The 18,860-nt window shown below is 51.9% G+C and carries 17 protein-coding genes; 7 read left to right on the top strand and 10 right to left on the bottom strand.

All coding sequences use genetic code 11. The annotated features are described in order from the left end of the window. Positions 1-265 precede the first annotated feature (265 nt). The 4 genes from H6F57_RS04240 to H6F57_RS04225 all read left to right on the top strand — a co-directional run bounded on the left by H6F57_RS04240 (position 266) and on the right by H6F57_RS04225 (position 4,854). Entirely contained in the window at positions 266-1,354 is a 1,089-nt protein-coding gene (locus H6F57_RS04240; protein WP_190626403.1) for a hypothetical protein, read from the top strand. A gap of 152 nt (positions 1,355-1,506) precedes the next feature. Beyond that, positions 1,507-2,994 carry an adenylate/guanylate cyclase domain-containing protein gene (locus H6F57_RS04235; RefSeq protein ID WP_190626402.1) on the top strand — a complete coding sequence of 496 codons (1,488 nt, stop codon included), beginning with the start codon at positions 1,507-1,509 and terminating at the stop codon, positions 2,992-2,994. An 18-nt stretch (positions 2,995-3,012) separates the two neighbouring features. Beyond that, complete coding sequence (gene dusB, locus H6F57_RS04230; RefSeq protein WP_190626401.1) at positions 3,013-4,065, top strand: tRNA dihydrouridine synthase DusB; 1,053 nt, start codon at positions 3,013-3,015, stop codon at positions 4,063-4,065. A gap of 135 nt (positions 4,066-4,200) precedes the next feature. Then, the gene (locus H6F57_RS04225) at positions 4,201-4,854 is read left to right on the top strand and encodes a DUF3318 domain-containing protein (protein ID WP_190626400.1); all 654 of its coding nucleotides are present in this window, start codon (positions 4,201-4,203) and stop codon (positions 4,852-4,854) included. A gap of 87 nt (positions 4,855-4,941) precedes the next feature. Here H6F57_RS04225 and H6F57_RS04220 read toward each other — a convergent pair whose 3' ends face one another. Then, entirely contained in the window at positions 4,942-5,910 is a 969-nt protein-coding gene (locus H6F57_RS04220; protein ID WP_190626399.1) for a CIA30 family protein, read from the bottom strand. Between the two features lie 523 nt (positions 5,911-6,433). On the opposite strand from H6F57_RS04220, the gene H6F57_RS04215 reads away from it, so the two are divergent. Further along, a complete protein-coding gene (locus tag H6F57_RS04215) occupies positions 6,434-7,717 on the top strand; it encodes a glycosyltransferase family 4 protein (RefSeq protein ID WP_190626398.1) in 1,284 nt (427 codons plus the stop codon). 145 nt (positions 7,718-7,862) lie between these two features. Here the strand turns inward: H6F57_RS04215 and H6F57_RS04210 are convergent, their stop codons facing one another. Continuing rightward, on the bottom strand, positions 7,863-8,555 hold the full coding sequence (locus H6F57_RS04210; protein ID WP_190626397.1) for a MotA/TolQ/ExbB proton channel family protein: 693 nt from the start codon (positions 8,553-8,555) through the stop codon (positions 7,863-7,865). 126 nt (positions 8,556-8,681) lie between these two features. Beyond that, positions 8,682-9,392, bottom strand: coding sequence for a DUF4333 domain-containing protein (locus H6F57_RS04205; protein WP_190794980.1), 711 nt, complete (start codon positions 9,390-9,392; stop codon positions 8,682-8,684). Positions 9,393-9,583: 191 nt separating this feature from the next. Here H6F57_RS04205 and H6F57_RS04200 point away from each other — a divergent pair, with 191 nt between their 5' ends. Both H6F57_RS04200 and H6F57_RS04195 read left to right on the top strand, forming a co-directional pair. Next, positions 9,584-11,095, top strand: coding sequence for a UbiD family decarboxylase (locus H6F57_RS04200; RefSeq protein WP_190626395.1), 1,512 nt, complete (start codon positions 9,584-9,586; stop codon positions 11,093-11,095). Beyond that, on the top strand, positions 11,082-11,420 hold the full coding sequence (locus H6F57_RS04195) for a hypothetical protein (protein ID WP_190626394.1): 339 nt from the start codon (positions 11,082-11,084) through the stop codon (positions 11,418-11,420). Before H6F57_RS04200 ends, H6F57_RS04195 begins: the two co-directional genes overlap by 14 nt. 1 nt (position 11,421) lies before the next feature. Here H6F57_RS04195 and H6F57_RS04190 read toward each other — a convergent pair whose 3' ends face one another. From H6F57_RS04190 to H6F57_RS04160, 7 genes are read right to left on the bottom strand one after another with little or no spacing between them, the layout of a single operon-like run. Then, on the bottom strand, positions 11,422-12,615 hold the full coding sequence (locus tag H6F57_RS04190) for a glycosyltransferase (RefSeq protein WP_190626393.1): 1,194 nt from the start codon (positions 12,613-12,615) through the stop codon (positions 11,422-11,424). A gap of 1 nt (position 12,616) precedes the next feature. Next, entirely contained in the window at positions 12,617-13,792 is a 1,176-nt protein-coding gene (locus tag H6F57_RS04185) for a glycosyltransferase (RefSeq protein ID WP_190626392.1), read from the bottom strand. 15 nt (positions 13,793-13,807) lie between these two features. Next, entirely contained in the window at positions 13,808-15,064 is a 1,257-nt protein-coding gene (locus H6F57_RS04180; protein WP_190626391.1) for a glycosyltransferase family 4 protein, read from the bottom strand. Then, the gene (locus H6F57_RS04175) at positions 15,024-16,436 is read right to left on the bottom strand and encodes a hypothetical protein (protein WP_190626390.1); all 1,413 of its coding nucleotides are present in this window, start codon (positions 16,434-16,436) and stop codon (positions 15,024-15,026) included. The genes H6F57_RS04180 and H6F57_RS04175 overlap by 41 nt, the downstream gene beginning before the upstream one ends. Continuing rightward, positions 16,433-17,455 carry a glycosyltransferase family 4 protein gene (locus tag H6F57_RS04170; RefSeq protein WP_190626389.1) on the bottom strand — a complete coding sequence of 341 codons (1,023 nt, stop codon included), beginning with the start codon at positions 17,453-17,455 and terminating at the stop codon, positions 16,433-16,435. Before H6F57_RS04170 ends, H6F57_RS04175 begins: the two co-directional genes overlap by 4 nt. Further along, positions 17,452-18,123 (bottom strand): class I SAM-dependent methyltransferase, encoded by a 672-nt coding sequence (locus H6F57_RS04165; protein ID WP_190626388.1) that lies wholly within the window; start codon positions 18,121-18,123, stop codon positions 17,452-17,454. Before H6F57_RS04165 ends, H6F57_RS04170 begins: the two co-directional genes overlap by 4 nt. A gap of 29 nt (positions 18,124-18,152) precedes the next feature. After that, positions 18,153-18,839, bottom strand: a complete 687-nt coding sequence (locus H6F57_RS04160) for a methyltransferase domain-containing protein (RefSeq protein WP_190626387.1) — start codon at positions 18,837-18,839, stop codon at positions 18,153-18,155. Positions 18,840-18,860: the final 21 nt, after the last annotated feature.

The following is an 18,860-nucleotide window of genomic DNA, read 5'->3' as shown; positions in this document are numbered from 1 at the left end:
TTAAAGAAGCTTCCGTAAACTAAAGAAAGCCTAAAATCATAGTTCAGTTTTGTGAGATAGCTTGGCGAAGGCTAAAGGTTCCTCCATTTGGCCGAATACACCCATTAACTAATTGTGCTCTCTCCAACGTTATCCTGGGGATTTATCCTCCTATTGTCTTGCATATCTCTTTAGGTTTTGATGCTCAACGGAAGCGCCAGACAAGCTCTGCTGTGGCCCTTGGCCCCCAGGCTGATGCTGGGGTTGTTCACTCCTCCTTATACCTATGACTAAACGTAGCCATCCTGAGCTAGACGGGCAAAATCCTCAAACCCTTTACAGTTTTGTACTCAAGCGACCGGGGCAAACCCTGAGAGAACGGTTGACATGGAGCGCGGTTGGGCTATCGGTGGGCCTCGGAGTCGCCGCTGGTTTTATATTTCTTAATCCTCAAGAGCGCCCCTGGTCGTGGCTGCCCGCTCGTGCGGCTGTGTCCGTCAACGGCGACGCCTTTCGCCAGGGGTCTGAGCGGGCGATGAAAGCGGCAGAACTCACCCAAAGCGCAGAATTTCGCGAAGAGTGGGCTGAGGTGGTCATTCTCTGGCAGCAGGCGATCGCCCACATGCGAGCGGTGCCCAACGGCAGCGCCAATGCGGCCCTAGCCAAACAAAAGGTTGTCGAGTACGTGCGTAATTTGCAGTACGCCCAAAGCAATGTGGGTAGCCGGGTCAGTCGCGCCCCCGATCGCAAAACCTACTGGACCCTAGGCTCCGATCGCGATCTGGTAACAACCGTTCAGGGAGCGCCCTCTCAAACCGTGCAGTCCCAGGATGCCTGCCAGCAAACCCTGCGCTACGGCAACAGCATTGTTGAGCTGCACAACGGCTACGTAAAGCAGTACAACAACCCCGACGGCAACCTCCAGGTCTTGGCCGACGGCGACGTGGTGGTTTCGGTCAGCGCCCCTGAAAACCGCTGGACCCTAGGGGCAACCGAAACCGATGTCCTACAGCTCCAGGGCACACCCACCCGCCAAGAGCAATACACCTCGAACGGGTTTACCACGCTGTACTACGGCAAAAGCTCAGTGCTGTTTGAAAACGGCCAGGTGATTGGCTACCTCAACGCTGACCAAAACCTTAAGGTGTCGGCGCAGCCCCCGGCCCTACTGTCTGGCCAAACTGCCCCCGAGTTTTGGACCATGGGCTCCAGCCGGACCGAGGTGTTGCGGGCCGAGGGGCAAACCCCAGTGGCCATCAGCCGCAACGACAACAGCTGTGAAGAAGTCTTTCACTTCGAAGACGGCGAAGTCACCTTTCGCCAAGGGTTAGTGACGGGCTACCGCAACCGCAGTGGTGCACTTAAGGTGCGTTAACCAGCCAGCCATTACATCTGTTTCAGCACACCCTGTGGCCGGATGGCGTTACCCTAGAGCCCAGGGTGTAGATCGGTGTAGATCCAGTGCATCGTTTCGGCTTAATATCCGTATGCTTAGACCAATCCCCTAGTCTGCCCTGTCCCCGCGCTGTGGATGATGCTCCCATCGCCATTGATTTAGTCATCGTCGATGACGATGCTGAGACATCGTGCCTGCTGCAGCGGCTATTGAGCCAGCAGGGGTACCGCATTCAAGTGGCTGAGAGTGGTCAGCAGGCGATCGCGCTGATTTTGGCAAGCCGCCCAGAGCTAGTGCTGCTCGACATTCTGCTGCCTGACATGGATGGTTACTCGCTGTGTCAGCAGCTCAAGCACAATCCCCTCACCGCTGAGATACCGGTGATTGTCCTGAGTTCTCTAATAGATTCGGTAGACAAGGTCAAAGCCTTCCAGGTTGGAGCTACTGACTACATCACAAAACCCTTTGCGGTGCAGGAAGTGCTAGTGCGGGTGCAAAACCAGCTGCGGTTGGCCCAGCAGCGACAGCAGCTCAGTCAGCAAAATGCGCTTCTCATCCAAGAGGTAGAAGAGCGCACCCAGATGGAGCAGGCGCTAACTGCGGCCGAGATAAACTACCGCAGCATTTTTGAGAATGCGACAGTGGGTATTTTTAAGGCTTCAGCTACGGGGCAGCTGCTTAGCGTCAACCCTTCCATGGCTCGCCTCTACGGCTATGGGTCAGCCGAGGAAATGGTGTCCACTGTCGAAGACATTAGTCGCCAAATCTACCTTCAGCCCAAGCGTCGCGACGAACTGACGGTCTACCTCGATCGCTTTGACAAAATTGCCGACGCCGAGTCGGAGGTGTTGCGCAAAGACGGCACCACCTTTTGGGTAAGCGAAGACATTTGGAAAGTGTGGGACAAAGCAGGTACCTTTCTGCACTACGAAGGCATTGTCCACGACATCAGCGAACGCCGCCAGATGGAGACTGAGCTGCGCCAGCAGCGGCAGCAGGCCGATCGCCTGCTGGTAAACATTCTGCCCTACCGCATTGCCCAGCGTCTCAAGGGCGGGGCGCGCACCATTGCCGAGAGCCTCGACCAAGTCAGCGTGCTGTTCGCCGACCTGGTTGACTTTACCGCCGCCTCTAGCGAGATGACGCCGCGTGAGCTGGTCAAGCTGCTCAACGAGGTCTTTTCTATGTTCGATCAGCTAGCCGAGTTTCATCGCCTAGAAAAAATTAAAACCATCGGCGACGCCTACATGGTAGCTGGGGGGTTGCCCTCTGCCAACGACGACCATGCGGCGGCGATCGCTCAGTTCGCCCTCGACATCTGCGATGCCATCAAGCAGTTTCCCCGCCCCGACGGCAAGACCTTTCAACTTCGGGTGGGCATCAACACCGGCTCGGTAGTCGCCGGGGTGATTGGGCGGCGCAAATTTGCCTATGACCTGTGGGGCGACACTGTCAACATCGCCAGCCGGATGGAAACCACTGGAGAGGCCCAGCGCATTCAGGTCACTCCCAACTTATACGAACGGCTGAAGGACACGTTTCAGTTTGAGCAGCGCGGCTACGTGGCAGTTAAGGGTCGCGGCCAAATGCTCACCTATTGGCTGGTGGGCAAGCTCTAGTCGGGTATCAGCATAGCTATGGTTCCTCTCTCCTCCACACTCTTGCAGCGGCTGCGATCGCCCTTAGTTATCGGCTCGGTCACTATCCAGAGCCGGGTGCTCCAAGCCCCCCTCTCGGGCGTGACCGATCGCGCCTTTCGCCAGCTGGTGCGCCGCTATGCGCCGGTCTCAATGCTTTACACCGAGATGGTGCAGGCCACTGGCGTCTGCCACGCCCAGCAGCTTGAGAAGATTATGGATATTGGCGATCGCGAGCAGCCGATATCCATCCAGCTGTTTGACTGTTGCCCTGACTTTATGGCTGCCGCCGCTCGCAAGGCCGTCGCCGAGGGAGCTAAAACCATCGATATCAACATGGGCTGCCCGGTGAATAAAATCACTAAAAAGGGTGGTGGGTCGTCGCTGCTGCGCCAGCCCGAGATAGCTGAAGCGATTGTGCGCACTGTGGCTGAGGCGGTGCCCGTGCCCGTCACCGTTAAAACTCGCCTTGGCTGGGATGATGACCACATCAATGCGGTCGAGTTTGCCCGCCGCATGGAGGCCGCTGGAGCTCAAATGCTCACCCTCCACGGTCGTACCCGCAGCCAGGGCTATCACGGCCCCGCCCGCTGGGATTGGATTGCCCGGGTCAAAGCCGCCCTCTCGATTCCGGTGATTGCCAACGGCGACATTGTCTCGGTGGAGTCAGCGGTGCGCTGCCTGCAAGAAACCGGGGCCGATGGGGTGATGTGCTCGCGGGGCACCCTGGGCTACCCGTTTTTGGTGGGTGAAATCGACAGGTTCTTAAAAACCGGCAATGACCCTTCAGCACCTACGCCAGTGGATCGGCTGTGCTACGCCCGTGAGCATTTGGGGCTGCTGTGGCAGTACAAGGGGCAGAAAGGCATTCACCAGGCCCGCAAGCACATGGCCTGGTATGTCAAAGGCTTTGAGGGAGCCGCCCCTCTGCGCCAGCAGCTCTGTCAAATTGACACGGTAGAGGCCGGTTATGCTCTGCTGGATGGGGCGATCGCACAGCTTGAGAATGCCGCTGACCCCGAGGACGCGATCGCCCCCTACGCCTTGATCTGACTGTAGCGATATTCTGATGTTAGCCCCGCTTCCACCCCGACTAGCTCAAGAGCGGATAACCGCCCATTGACTAAAAGGGTTTAAGGTAGGATTTATGAATAAATTTGATTTGCAGTTGTCACCCCCGTAATCTCCATGACCTCGTACGCCACCGCCACTGCCCGCGCCGATATGGGTGAGCTTCGCCGTCTGAGAAGCCTGCTGCCCCCAGAACTTCAGAGCTGGGTGACGGTGGAGTCGGCCATTGATGTCACCCCACCGCTCGTCACCTGCGAGGAACTGGGCAAAGACCAGGTCGAAATCCAGATTGACCTGATCAAGTGGGAGCAGCTGGCTTTAGACCAGCGCAATCTGCTGTTTTGGCACGAGGTCGGTCGCATTCAAAACGACACCATCCCTCGCGACGGCTGGGAAATGGCGGCTCTGGCCATTGGCCTCGGCGGTGCTGTGGGTGAGCTGTGGGTGCAAGATGGGCTGCTGCTCACGCTGGCTCTAGGGCTTTGCGGCTTTTCGAGCTGGCGGCTCTATAAGCGCAACAATAACCAGAAGACCCTGCAAGAAAGCATCAGCGCCGACGAGCGGGCGATCGCCATTGCCACTCGCTTTGGCTACACCCTGCCCAACGCCTACAAGAGCTTGGGCAGCGCCCTCAAAACCTTGATCGAGCAAACCCCTAAGAAGCGCCAGCGCGATCGCTACATTAAGCGCCTCGAAGCTCTCAAAAAGAGCGCTGCTAAAGCCAAAGAGAGCGCCCGTGCTGAACGCGGCGACATACGATCGGCTTACTAACCTTTTTCGTGCTTCGTACCCTTTTCATACAGTTCGGGAGCCTGTGGCTTAATGGAAGTCTCTGTTAAGCCACGGGCTCTTGGGTTTTTAACCGAAAACCTCAAAAATGGCCTCGATCACGGCTGGCTTAACCTCTGGAAGCAATTTGTCATTGGCTCCAACCACTGCAAAGCCCTCTCCCTGACGGATTACTCCCGTCAGCCCTGCTGCGGCTAGCAGTTGCCCGAAGTCAGCCGCATTTTCTCCTGGCAGCACGACTATCGGCTTTGGCCCCTGTCGATAAACCCCGAGACTCTGCACCGTTAACCCAAAGGCACCGGCTTGAAACGCTGGGTTTAATTCACCGTCGTACTCAAACTTGCTCAGCATAAGTTGCATAGAGTACAGCTGAGCTGGGTTGAGGGGGCTGGCATCCGGCACCGTGCGGGCGCGACGAGTAGCAACCATTTCTAAAAACGGTGTCCTTACCGTGATAAGTCGATCTGCCTCAGTATCGAAAGAGCGGCAATAGGCTAGGCTATCCCAGCCGGGGCGATCGCGCAAAATCCACTTATAGCGCTGGCCGTCGCCTTGGGCAGAGAGCACTGTACCCTGCCACTGGCCAAGATTCAGCGGTGGCTCAAGGTTGCGGGTGCGTATCGAGGCAAACCCGCCGCTATTGGCCGTAGACACCTCACCCCCAAACCGCAGCCCCTCCCGCCACTGCACCTGGCTAGCGCTGACGCCACCCATGACACCGTCGTCTAAACTGCCCCACAGAGCTGCCATCGCCGGGTCAGGCTGGCGAAAATCGATTAGGGTAGCTTCTTGGTAGGTAGCCCGTTGCCCCAGATCTTCGAGCATGGGGCCAAACTCTAAACCAGCCGCCGCTCCTGGCCAAACTACCACGGGTATATTCACCAGCGAGTGCTCCGGCTGCTCGGTAGTAACCGAGTAGTCTAGAGATGCTACGGATTTAGCTAGAGCCTCAGTGACTCCCCTGGCGGCCCCCGGCAGCCACAGCAACTGTTTTGCCGGTGCTGGAACTAAACTGTTGGCGTCTAAAGCCTGTGTCATAGCAATACCTGAGTTCGTCATGCCGGGTAAGTTGCGCAGTCCTTTACTGAAAGGCCCAGCGACCTCAAAGTGAATCAGGGTTTTTAACAGCCTGAGGGGGTTCCAAACCATCGGAAAACCTAGCAGAACAATAGTTGCAAAATGCTTAATCTGGTCTGGCTTGTCACACTGAGAGCCAGCTTTTCTGTGAATTTACCCATTAACTCGCTACTCTCCGCTGGGTATGCTGAACCTATTGATTACTAGGCGCTCAAATTAGCGATCGGCCAGCCATTCTGGCCATCGGTGACCAAATGTGGATCTAGATTTACAGGCTAAAGTTTCTATAGGGCAAAGTTAGGCGAGGCATCAATATTTGATGAACAAGGCCTTAATGCTTCCGGATAGTAGCGCTTGCCCTCAGTCTAGTAGAAGCAAGCCACCCTAGGTTAGGCGCAGACCAGCTCTCACTCAGACTTACCCTAGTCGTCTTTTGCCCCAACACAGCTGTTGTGTACGTGGTTTTCTGGAGCAGGCGTTGTCGATGCGAATTCTAATTTATTCCTATAATTACTATCCTGAGCCCATCGGCATTGCGCCCTTGATGACTGAGTTGGCAGAGGGGCTGGTTGCTAGAGGGCATCAGGTGCGGGTAGTAACCGCCATGCCCAACTACCCCGAACGCAGTATCTATCCTCAGTATCGTGGGCGGCTTTACGCCACCGAAGAGCGCAATGGCGTCATGATTCAGCGCTGCTTTGTGCTAGCCAATGCTAGGCGGGGGCTAGTGGGGCGGCTGCTGCTGGAATCGAGCTTTATTACCCTCAGCCTCTGGCCAGCCCTGCGAGGCTGGCGACCCGACATCATTCTCAACGCCAGCCCTTCTTTGCCGGCTTGCCTGCCGGTAGCTGCCCTCAAGCTGCTGTTTCAGTGCCCCAGTGTGCTGAATCTACAAGACATTTTGCCGGAAGCCGCTGTCCAAACCGGGCTGCTAACCAATTCCTGGGCAATTTGTCTGTTTGAGGTGCTAGAGAAGTTTGCTTATCAAAATGCCACTCGCATCACCGTCATTGCCCAGGGTTTTCGTGACAATCTGTTGGCTAAGGGGGTGCCCGACGCCAAAATGGTGTCTGTTTCTAACTGGGTGGATGTTGACTTCATTGCCCCTCGATCCCAGGCTAGTAGTGAGTTTCGCCGTCGCCACGGGCTGCAAGACAAGTTTGTGGTGCTCTATACCGGCAACATCGCTGAAACCCAGGGAATCCGAACGGCGATTCGAGCGGCCCAGGCGCTGAGAGCTTACCCAGACATTCAAATGGTGATTGTGGGTGAAAGCAAGCAACTAGAGGCGTTAGAGCGCTTTTGCCGGGAGCTGGGGCTGACAAATGTGTCGTTGTTGCCCTTTGTGCCCCGTGCCGAACTGCCCGATATGCTAGCGGCCGCCGATGTGGGGCTGATCTTGCAGAAGCACGGCGTGGTGGGCTTCAATATGCCCTCTAAAACTCAGGTGCTGTTGGCCAGTGGCCGACCGATTCTGGCTTCTGTACCTGCCCATGGCACGGCGGCCCAGGCGGTGCTGGCCAGCGGCGGTGGTCTGGTGGTCGAACCCGAAAACCCTACCGCCCTAGCCAAGGGAATTCTCATGCTGTACCATCAGCCCGAAACGGCAGAGCTACTAGCTCGTCGCGGGCGACAATATGCTTTGGAGCATTATTCGGCTAAACGGGCGATCGATCGCTACGAGGCGTTGTTCTATGCCCTGGTGGCACCCCAGAGATGGCCTTTGGAGGGCGATGTGGTGCTGGCGCTACAGTCGGCGCAAGAGTAAGCGCGTGGGTTGACAACAATCTCTGCCCCAGTTTAATTGGGCGGCACTTGCCCCGTCGGGAGCGCGGCGCTATGAGGATCGACTGGGCTGCTCAGCGGGGCTGTACGGCAAGCAGCGTTGCCTAGGTCGTAAAGCACCTAAGGGATTAAAGGCGATCGCCGCTGCCGATAAACTCTCCCCGGTGGGCGGGGTCGTTGGCCAGGGCGGTGGGCTCGTACCAATACTGACGGTAGATGAGTTCTAGCTCATTGCCAGCATCGGAAAAGTAGTCAACCTGCTGAGCCTGGAGGGTCACCAAGACGCGAAAGATTAGCAGTGCCAGGATGGCGACAACCATGCCCGCCGCGGTCGTAATCAGCGCTTCGCCGATACCAGAGGCGGCGGCGGTCGCCTGATCTCCTGAGCCGCCGCCGCCAATGTTGAGGTTGCTGAAGGTGGCAATGAGGCCGGTTACCGTCCCTAACAGACCCAGCAGCGGCGCGATTGCCACGACGGTTTCTAGAAGCTTGTCGCCCTTGCGCATTTTGACCAATTCGCGATCGCCCACTGTTTCCATTGCCAGACGAAAGGTTTCGGGGGAGGGCTGCTTGAGCCGCAGGGGAGCCAGCAAAAACCGGCCGATGGGCAAATCTTGGGACTGGGCTGCGATCGCAGCAGCCTGGCTCAGATCGCGCCGGGAGGCATCGAGCACCTCAGCCACGACCTGGTCTTCTCGGCGCAGCAGCTTTGTCCAAAACAGGGCGCGCTCTAGGGCCGTGGCAATGGTGAGCACCGAGCAGCCCAAAATGGGCACCATTACGGGTCCACCCTTGACCAAAACGTCGAGAACAGTTGTCATAGCCCAGCTCTAGCCTTGAATTGGTTTGCTCGTCAGTGTTTCTATCACGATAAGCCTACCGAAAGCAGTTATCCCAGAAATTAAAGAATAGGCATTGACGACTTAAGAAAAGGTTAAGTGACCTGTCTAATCGTCGTCGCCCTGAACGTAGGGGCGATTGACGGTGCGCCCCGTAGGCCCTGTCACCGCAGTTGATTTAGGCCCGGCCGTAGGAGCGGCTGCCGCTGGAGCTTTAGCCTGAGGGGCGGCGGTACCGGCGGGTGATGGGTTGCCAGGGGCCGCGATCGCCTGGAGGGAAGTCCCTGGGGCCGCCGTCTGCTCCTGCCAGCTGAGATCGCCGTCGGGGTCAATGCTGACTACAACGGCGGTAATAGTTCTGGTGTCGGTAGTTACGCCCCCCACGACCTGGCACTCAAAGCGATCGCCTGGCTGATTCACCCGGTAGGTGGCGCTGCCGCAGTCAATCAGGGCGCGCTTGCCGTGGGCCTGGGAGAGCCCTTGTTGAATGCTGTCTTCGACCTTAGGCAAATTGAGCAACGCTTTAGAGTTGGGCACCTCCCAGGTGATATTGCCCTGGTTGTCTTGCTGAATCACGTTGATCGTAAAGGTGCCGCCACCATCCACCTCGCCCACACAGCGGAAATAGGCCTCTGCTTGGCGTGAGACATCCCCTGGGCAGAGTACGGCCTTGAGCGAGAGCCGGCGGCCCTGGCGCTCAATGTCGGCCTGAATGGCACTCTCGACCTCAGCTGTGTCGAGCCGATTGCCACAGGCCACCAGACCTAGGGTCAGAGGCCAGACCAAATACTTAGACAATCTCAGCGTGCGCCTTTGCATCGATCTCGAGAATCCTTTGAGCAGCTGTCATTGCCGATGGCAATAACCCCGATTGTGCCAGGAAGTGGGCGCGATCGCATGCTGCCTCCACTACTTCACCACGTCAAAGAATTGGGCAGGGTTCTCCAGACTGGCCCCCCGCTCCACCATAATGAAAGTGGCCTTAACACTCGTTCACAAATCCTCTCCCTATGGCAAACGATCTACAGCAGTTTCTCACTCTTCTGGAACAGCGAGGTCAGCTGCGCCGCATCACGGCCCCCGTCAGCCCAGAGTTAGAGATTGCCGAGATCGCCAACCGTCTGCTGCTAGGGGGTGGCCCGGCCCTGCTATTTGAGAATGTGCAGGGCGCGACCATGCCTCTGGCCATCAACGTGCTGGGCACCGTCGAGCGGGTGTGCTGGGCCATGGGCATGGAGCACCCCGCCGAACTCGAAACCCTGGGTGAGAAGCTAGCGCTGCTCTACCAACCCCGCCCGCCTAAGCAGTTTTCCCAGGCTATCGACCTCGGCAAAGCGCTGTTTGACGTAGTAAAAGCCAAGCCCATGCGCGACCTGCTGCCCCCCTGTCAGCAGGTGGTGCTCAAAGATGACGCGGTGGATCTCAACCAAATTCCCCTGCTGCGGGTCTACCCCGGCGACGCCGACAAGGTGATAACCCTGGGGTTAATGATTACCAAAGACCCCGAAACCAATATTCCTAACGTAGGGGTCTATCGCCTCCAGCTTCAGTCAAAAAATACCGCTACGGTGCAGTGGCTCTCGGTAAGGGGCTGTAGCCGCCATCTGCGCAAGGCCGCTGAGATGGGTAAGAATTTGGAGGTGGCGATCGCGATCGGCGTTCATCCTCTGGTGATTCTTGCCGCTGCTACGCCGCTGCCCATCGACCTCTCGGAGTGGCTGTTCGCCGGACTCTACGCTGGCAAAGGTCTCAGCTTAGCCAAGTGCAAAACCGTCGGTTTAGAAGTTCCGGCCCAGTCTGAAATCGTGCTAGAGGGCACCATTACCCCCGGTGACACCGCCGTCGATGGCCCCGCTGGTGACCACATCGGCTACTACGGCGGTATCAACGAAGCCGCGCCTTTGTTGCGCTTTCACTGCCTCACCCACCGCAAAAATCCGATTTACATGACCACCTTTAGCGGTCGCCCACCGAAGGAAGACGCCATGATGGCGATCGCCCTTAACCGCATCTACAACCCAATTCTGCGTCAGCAGGTGCCCGAAATTCAAGACTTCTTTCTACCGATGGAAGGGCTGAGCTACAAAGCTGCTGTACTCTCCATTGAAAAGTCGTACCCTGGGCAAGCTAAGCGCGCCGCCCTAGCCTTTTGGTCGGCCCTGCCCCAGTTTAGCTACACCAAGTTTGTCATCGTCGTCGATAAATCCATCAACATCCGCGATCCGCGTCAGGTGATGTGGGCCGTGACCTCAAAGGTCGACCCCGTCCGAGACGTATTCATTCTGCCTGACAACCCCTTTGATAGCCTTGACTTCGCCACCGAAAAGCCTGGTCTTGGCAGCCGCATGGGCATTGACGCCACCACCAAGGTCTATCCCGAAACCGATCGTCCTTGGAGTGAAGAACTCACCCCCGACTCAAACACCGCTGCCCTAGTCGATCGCCGCTGGATAGAGTACGGCCTAAGCGATCTAAATCTGGGCGATGTCGATCCTAATTTGTTTGGCTATGACCTGCGCTAATGAACGAAAGAGTAAAGATACGGTGCGCGCTTTGATTGTGGTGCTGATGGGGCTTGGGCTCTGGGGAGTCCTGTTGGTTTGGAGCTCTGAGTCCTCGGCCAGCGTTCTCTGTCGCGACTTAGAGGGGCAGCAAGTCTGTATTGAAACGATCAAGCGCAGTGCCAAATATGCCTGGGAGTATCGGGTGGTTGTTGGCATTGATGGCAAAAGCCGACCTGTTAAACGCTACGATTGCCGACAGAATACCGGCACTGATCGAGAGTTGGCTATGCCCTATTCTGAAGCTGCTTTACGACAATTTATTTGCCATCGCGTCACTCACTGAGTCAAGACCTATAGGCAAACGATAGGGGTTGACCAGTAAGAATTTCATCATAGGACTGGCTCAGGTTTTGCGCGATCGCGGGCCAGCTGTATTTTGTTTTGGCGAGCCGCTGACCATTTTGGCCTAGCTGAGTTCTTAAACTAGAGGAACAGAGCAGTGTGTCTAGGGCCTCAGTCCAATCTTCTAGGCGATCGGGAACCACTAGTCCTGCCTGAACCGCCGCGACGTCAGGTGCGATTTGAACATCAGGAGTGATAATAACCGGAAGACTAGCTGCTAAAGCCTCTGCTACAGCGATGCCAAAGTTTTCTGAGTAAGATGGCAGCGCAAATAGGTCAGCCCCTTGCAACAGCAGATTCTTATCTGAGCCAGAGACAAAGCCAGTAAATGTAACGCTGTCGGCGATACCTAGCGTGTGGGTGAGAGCGTGTAGGCAATCGCAGTAGCCTGCCTCCCCAGAGCCTGCCAGCAACAAATGATGACCCTGAGACTTAGGAGCAAGTTGGGCAAAAGCACGCAGTAGAAAATCGGGGCGCTTCTTCTCGTGCAGTCGAGATAGAAACAGGGTGATTGTGCTGTTGGTTGGTATGGCGTAGCGATCGCGCAGTCGTGCTGCTGCACTAAGGTCAACAGCTATAGGATTAACCCCTAGAGGCAAGACCAGGGTAGGAGCTGTAACCCCAAACCGGCGAACATCCTCGGCTTCAGCTACGGTCGTGCAGTGAACAGCGGCAGCCCGGTTAAGCGTTGGGCGTTCGATTAAACGACTGTAAATTTGTTTTCTGTGTTGGCTTTGTTGAAGCGCCCACGGCGTTAGCTGACCAATCGTGCGAGTAATATAGGGAACGCCACGATACTGTGCCAATCTCGCGGCTACAGTTGGTGCGTAGCAGAATAAATAGTGATTATGAATTAGGTCATATTCTTCTAAATGGTTAACCATCCACTGAGTTAGCCCAATAGATGGAATAAAGGCTTTGAGCCGAGCTAAGCGCGAAAAGAACCACACCGGTACGCCGTCATAGTCAAAACGACGGCCTGTAGGAACGTCTAGAAAACTAGATTCATCATCATTGGTAGTTGCTATTTCAGCATCAACGTCCAAATCTCGTAGGGTTCGAACAATGTTAAGGGCAGCCTGAGTAGGTCCACCCAGCCTATAACTGAGTGAGGGCAGCACATGAAGGACTCTCATACTACGATGACATCAAGTTAGATTTTTCGATTAAATTCAACCAATTAGCCTGAAACTTCTCAAATCCATAAATTGCTTCAACTCTCTGCCGCAGAACCTTTGGCCGATAAAGAATGGGGTGAGGCGATTTTCCTTGAAGAATTTCTACTAAAGTAGAAGCAATTTCAGCCAAATCGTCAGGATCAACTAAAACGCCGAGTTCACCGTTACACAGAGCATCAACAGCACCATCCTGGTTACCTCCTACGGTAGGCTTACCACAAGCTAAAGATTCAAGGTAAACGATGCCAAATCCCTCACCTTTACTGGGCATGGCAAAAACATCGCAGAGGTTGTAGTAATCACAAATCTCTTTATCGGGCACAAACCCAGCTAAAGTCACACAATCATCTAGCTGCAAAGCGTGGATCAAATTTTCTATTCGCGATTTATCGCAACCTTTACCCACTAAAACATAATGGACATCAGGAATTTTGCGACGTATCTCAGGTAAAGTTCTGAGAATTTGATCGTACCCTTTATGTCTCGCCTGGCCAGCAAGACGAGCAACCGTAAGAATGACTGGTTGACCTGCGCCAAGACAATGCCTGTCAAGGAGATAAGAAGGCTTCGGCTGAATTTGGAAACGATTTACATTGAATGTGACCGGCAAAAGTGAAATCTTGCTGAGTGATAAACCTTGCTCCTGCACCAAGCGATCGCGGGTACATCCACTAATCGAAATAACTTTCTCAGCAGCATGTAAAGCTCGGCATTGAAGGGAATTTTTAATATTCCAGGCATCAACACCGTATACCCACACCCAGTAGGGAATGCCTAGTAAGCGATAAAGGAAATAGGCAACAGGTGCAAAATTTAAATGGCCACACAATATTAAATTTGGTCGGTGCGTAAAAGCGATCGCTAGAGCTTTCAGGCTAAACACCAAAGTTTGCAAACTCTTAGGAAATTTCCCAGTAAAAATAAATGAAAAACAGCTAACATCAAATATGCTTACGGGTTTGCCAACGTCAAGCTTATCAATTATGACGATATCCAAAAAGAAATTATTTTGATTATAAAGTTGCTCTATTGAAAGTAGAATGTCGCATAAATAAACCTGAATTCCACCCTTGAATTCAAAAAGGTTGGGCACCCAAAAGTGTATTAAATGCTTCTCACCAGAGCCTGCAGCCATAATATTTTTGAACTCTCAAACAATTGGGAGTAGTTCTCGAATTTTGCTTGCCAATTTGTGTCGATAGGTAAGCCAAGTTGATTGTTCGGCTTTTTGTCGTGCAGCGAGCCCCATTGCCATCGTTTCTTCAGGGTGGTCATAGCACCACTCTAGCTTTTCTTGAATTGCTGCAGAATCACGGATGGGAATTATAAATCCTTCAACCCCATCGGTAATAATATCAGGGCCAGCTGCATTAGGGGTAGTTATAACGGGTATTCCACAGGCCATAGCTTCAAGAATAACAAGGCCAAAACCCTCAACCAAAGACGGAAAGACAAGAAGACTGGCATCACAATAATGTTGAGCTAAGCTGCTATGTGGCACACTAGGTAAATAGTGAATATAGTTCTGATAGGCCTCTAACCAACCTTTTGGAAACTCGTTAATGCCTATTAGCTTCAGTTCAGCATTGCTAAGCCCGAGGTTCTTCCACGCTTCTAGCAAGTAGTGAACACCTTTACGAGGGCCAACTCGACCTACAAATAAAGCTCGAAATTGTTTATCGATCTTAGGCTGAGGTCGAAAGTAGTCAACTGGTGCACCATAAGGAATTACTGAAATGCGCTCGGAATTTATACCTGCATCTAGAAGCGACTGCCGTGTCATAGAAGAAGCCACAAAAATGTGATCAGCAAGGGCAACTTCTTGTTCCTTTCGCTCTAGCTTCCAAAGGGGCTCATGAACACCTTGCAAGGAAGAAGCAAGTTCTGGAAATCGATTAGCTTCTTCTTGCTGAATCTGTCGACTAGTACGGTGAAAGGCGATCGGCAATTCATAAAAGCAGCGTATACCTTTTTGCTTAGCTGCTTGAAAGGTATACGCTGCACCATCCTCATAAGCATAGATTGCGTCAAGATGATCAAGATGATAGGTTGCAACGTGGCGATCAAGGGAAGCATATACCCAATCGATTGGCCCCTGACGTCCTAAGCCCAGTTTAACGCTCAGCCCTGACTTAACTAAGCAGATCCTCAACAACTCTTTCCACAAATGGGGCATCATAACCGCATTGCTAGGTATAACCCAGAGGCGACGCTCTAATTCTTGATTAAGCAGCAATTTAACAGGGCTAGGTAAGTACTGAATAAGCTGAGATAACTTGTAATTAGGGTTGTAAGCAACAGTCGTGATAACCTCATAGAGCAGGTTAGCTTCAGCTAGGGCGATCGCAGCATTTCGAGAATTTGGATTACCAGTTGGGTGTACTAGAGAGATGCGGTTGATAGCCATACATAGAGTTGGTTTGCTGAGCCTGCTGCCATTGCTCCACACGTTCTAAGTGAGGAAGTAAAAGGATAAAACCATAGAAAAACCAATGATAAACATTAGCTGTGTGGTTATAGACCATTTGGGAAATGAAGGTCACACCTTGATAGACAAAAATACTAATTGCTAACTGACGCAAAAATGGATGTCTAAGCTTGAGACAAACTTGAAACAGAGTAGCCAGTAACAATAATCGTAGACCATACCATAAAAAGAATCCAATCGGGCCAACCTCTAAAGCTATACGCCCCATCTCATTTTCGTAGTAAACCGGTATGACTTCACCAGGAGGCAACTGAAAAGCTCTGCGAATGATTCCGTTAGCTTGAAAAGTAGCGCCTAAACCGTATCCATCAAGCCCTTTAAGATGAAAAATCTTGAAGGGTTGAAGAAATGGATTGATAATTCGATCAACAACATTGTCATTGGCCGTCTCCACTCGTTTCCAAAAAGAGTTAAATGCTAGTTGGGTACCTTGGGAAACTACTAAAAAACTGATAATTGCTGGCAGAAAGAGTTTTCGAGTACTACTAAAAAAGCTGGAAAAGCTGGTTAATGCCAACAACAATCCATAGCCTGTAATTAGCAACACTGAACCAAGCACAAGGCCTCGAGAACCGGTCATAAACGAGGTAGCTGCAATCAAGGCTCCCTCAGTTAAAGTTAACACTTGCCACAAACGTGACTGAGGGCGAGAGATTACTGGCAACAGTAAACAAAGGCAAGCTAACAGGTAAGTTGAATACCCTGTTAAATACGAGAAAGTTCCTGTTACCCTAACCGTATTTAAACCAGAACTAACTACAGCCGGCCCTTCCTCACCCCAAGCATAAACATTAAGCGGGCTAGTCGGTGGACTAAAGAACTGCACAATGGCCAGGAGGCCTACCGGAATCAAAAGCAATAAATAGCTGCGAATAAATCGATATAGAGCCTCCTCAGTTTCAAACATCTGAGGCACCAACCAAATAAGAGGTACGTAAAGGAAGTAGCTTTTAATCCCGAAAAGTCCAATGATTGGCGAACCCAAGCTAGGATTGAGTGCTTGTACCCCTGCCCAAAAAGCAGTACAACCAACAAGTAGTAAAATTGAAGACTTCTTGGTAAATAGCTGAATCTGAGTCGAAGACAGCAAAAAATACCGTATATAAGCACCAATTAGAACGAAATCTTTTAGAAAGTAGATGACCTGACTTGCTTGAGGAAGCACCCATTTTCGTAAAGCTCCTTCAAGCACGACTAAAACTAGAACAGCCTGAATAGACCGACGCCAGTCTTGAGCAGAAAATAACAAAACCAAACCAATGACGACAAATAGCGGTATAAGATTGCTCATCGTCGAGCTTTCTCTAAAACTTGGAGATAGGCTTTAGCTACAGCAGTTTTCTGATGTCTCAATAGGTGAGACGATGCGTTAGCACGATAATGTGCCAGTAGTTCAGGCTGAGTAAGTAGTTCGAGCAGTGCTTCAGTTAAGGCATCCTCATCACCATTGGGGAAAGTGCTTCCACAGTCTCCAATGGCATCCTTTAGTCCACCACCTGATGAACCAACCACCACACAGCCACAAGCTATACCTTCCAAGGCTACAACTCCAAAAGGTTCTTTCCAGCGAGACGGAACAACTAAAATTTGATGCTCGTTAAGTAGATGAACTAGGTCATAGCCGATTTTTGACCCAACGAAAGTAACCTGGTTCTCAAGCTGTAGATTTTTGGTCTGCTGCCGCAAGCCAACATCTGACTCACCCGACCCAATAACTGTAAGCTTGGGATATAGTCCATATGCCCTTAGGCTCGTCATAGCATTTAGAAGTAAGTCTAAGCCCTTATCAGAAACCAAACGCCCCAAAAAAACTAATTCTTTGTTCCGAGGTATGTTTGGCAAACAGCGAAATAAATTGTCCCTATAGGGATTAGGAATTATTACAGATGGATGACGAAGATGCTCTGCAATGGACTGACTTATAGCGATGGAGGTGGCAAACCGAACTACATATAGCTTGAGTCGAGTCAACTGGGTAGCTGGTACACCTGGGTGTTGTATCCAAGTTTGGTGGCGAATAACTAAAGGTGTGCGAGTGGTCAGTATCGCTAAAAATTGTTTGAGGATAATACCGTTTTGAAGGCATACATCACACCAGCGCATTAGTGCTATGAACCGCAGAGGGTTAGGACGTCGAATAACTTGAAACGGAAATGCTCCCTCTCCGGAAACAGAGGTTGTATCAAGCGTGTGAGTAACAAGTTTAATCTGATGACCTAGCTTTACAAACTCATGGGCAAGAATCTCAGCATTTGTTTCGCTACCTCCTAAGCTAGGGTAAAAAAAACGAGATGATATCAATATTCTCATGCTTTACCGGACGCTGACTTTCGTTGAATCCAAAGACACAAGATATCTCCCTGAAGCTCATCTTTGATAAATAATTTAGCGATCAATGAAAGCAACTTCAGGCTAGGGCGTGAGGTAACAGAATGAGTTTTTGGAAACGTCCATTTTTCAGTGATTTCCAGCCCATGTAATGCTAGCAAGCGCTCAAGAGGGGCTAGAAAGACCGGATAAATATGAGTTGGTTCACCTTTAGCGTCAAATTGCCGTAGATTCCCAGTTAAAAGAAGCCGCATTCGACATAGTACGGAATGCAAATTAGGAGTAGTCAGCAAAAAATAGCCGCTTGGAGCGAGAAGTGTTGATACATGCTGGAAAAGGCGCCCCGGATTTTCCAGGTGCTCAATTACCTCAATGGATGTGATCAAATCAAACACTTCATTATCAAGATTTAAGCTGCCATAATCAAGATCGGCAACGATAAATTTTCCTTTTGAAGCTTGAAAGTACTCTGCACTTTTATCAACGCCGTATAAGTTCTGAAAGCCAGAATTACCTAACCTTTCTATCCAAGCGCCAGCGCCAGCACCTAGGTCAAGAATTTTTGAAGCCTTGCTAAACCGAGATTCGACCTCTAAAGCTAGGGACTTATGAAATCCCTTGACCATAGTGAATTCAGTCAATGTAGTCATTATTTGTGTCCATAGATTGTAACAATCAATCACATTTTAGGTTTGCGGGCCACTGCGAGGAGGTTGTCACTAAAACGTAAACCACGGAAAGAGGTGAGCGGGACATCTTGCCAGTAATACTTTGGAAGCTTGGGAATAACGCCAAAGTTAGTAAATAAAAGCTGAGTATCGATAAACCCTGCCTCACATAATATTCGTGAAATATCTTTGCGAACAAGCGCTGTTATATGAGCAGGATAGGACGAGTCACCAAAACTTACAAAATGACCGCGAAATATCAGGGCTAATATCGAACGCCAACTTTCATTGTTAGGTGTACTAAAAATGAGTAAGCCTCCAGGCTTAAGAAGTCTAAGCCACTCCCGCACTAAAGCTCGGGGGTTTTCGAGATGTTCAATAACCTCTGCTGATAGGATCAAGTCAAACGTTTCATTTTCAATGTTTACTGGCTCATTCAAGTCTGCTTGCATCCAAATCACTGAAGGATCAAGACTTTCTGGACGGCTTTGAATATCTATAGCTGTAACTGACTTAAAGAGCCTCAATTGCAGTACCCGCTGAGTTAGTAACCCCTTTCCTGCACCCCAATCGAGCACAGTCCCTGTTATTGAATGACTTTTAAGAACAGATTCAAAGCAGTCATAGATTACTGTACTGCTAATGCCAGCAGTAAACTCAGCTGAAGATTTTCTATGCTGGTACAAGTTTGGAGGCATTTCGGTTAAAGTCTCTAATTA

This window comes from Leptolyngbya sp. FACHB-60 (assembly GCF_014695775.1).
Classification (GTDB): domain Bacteria; phylum Cyanobacteriota; class Cyanobacteriia; order Phormidesmidales; family Phormidesmidaceae; genus Nodosilinea.
Note: the sequence above shows the minus strand (reverse complement) of the source record. Positions and strands in the feature narration are given on the sequence as shown.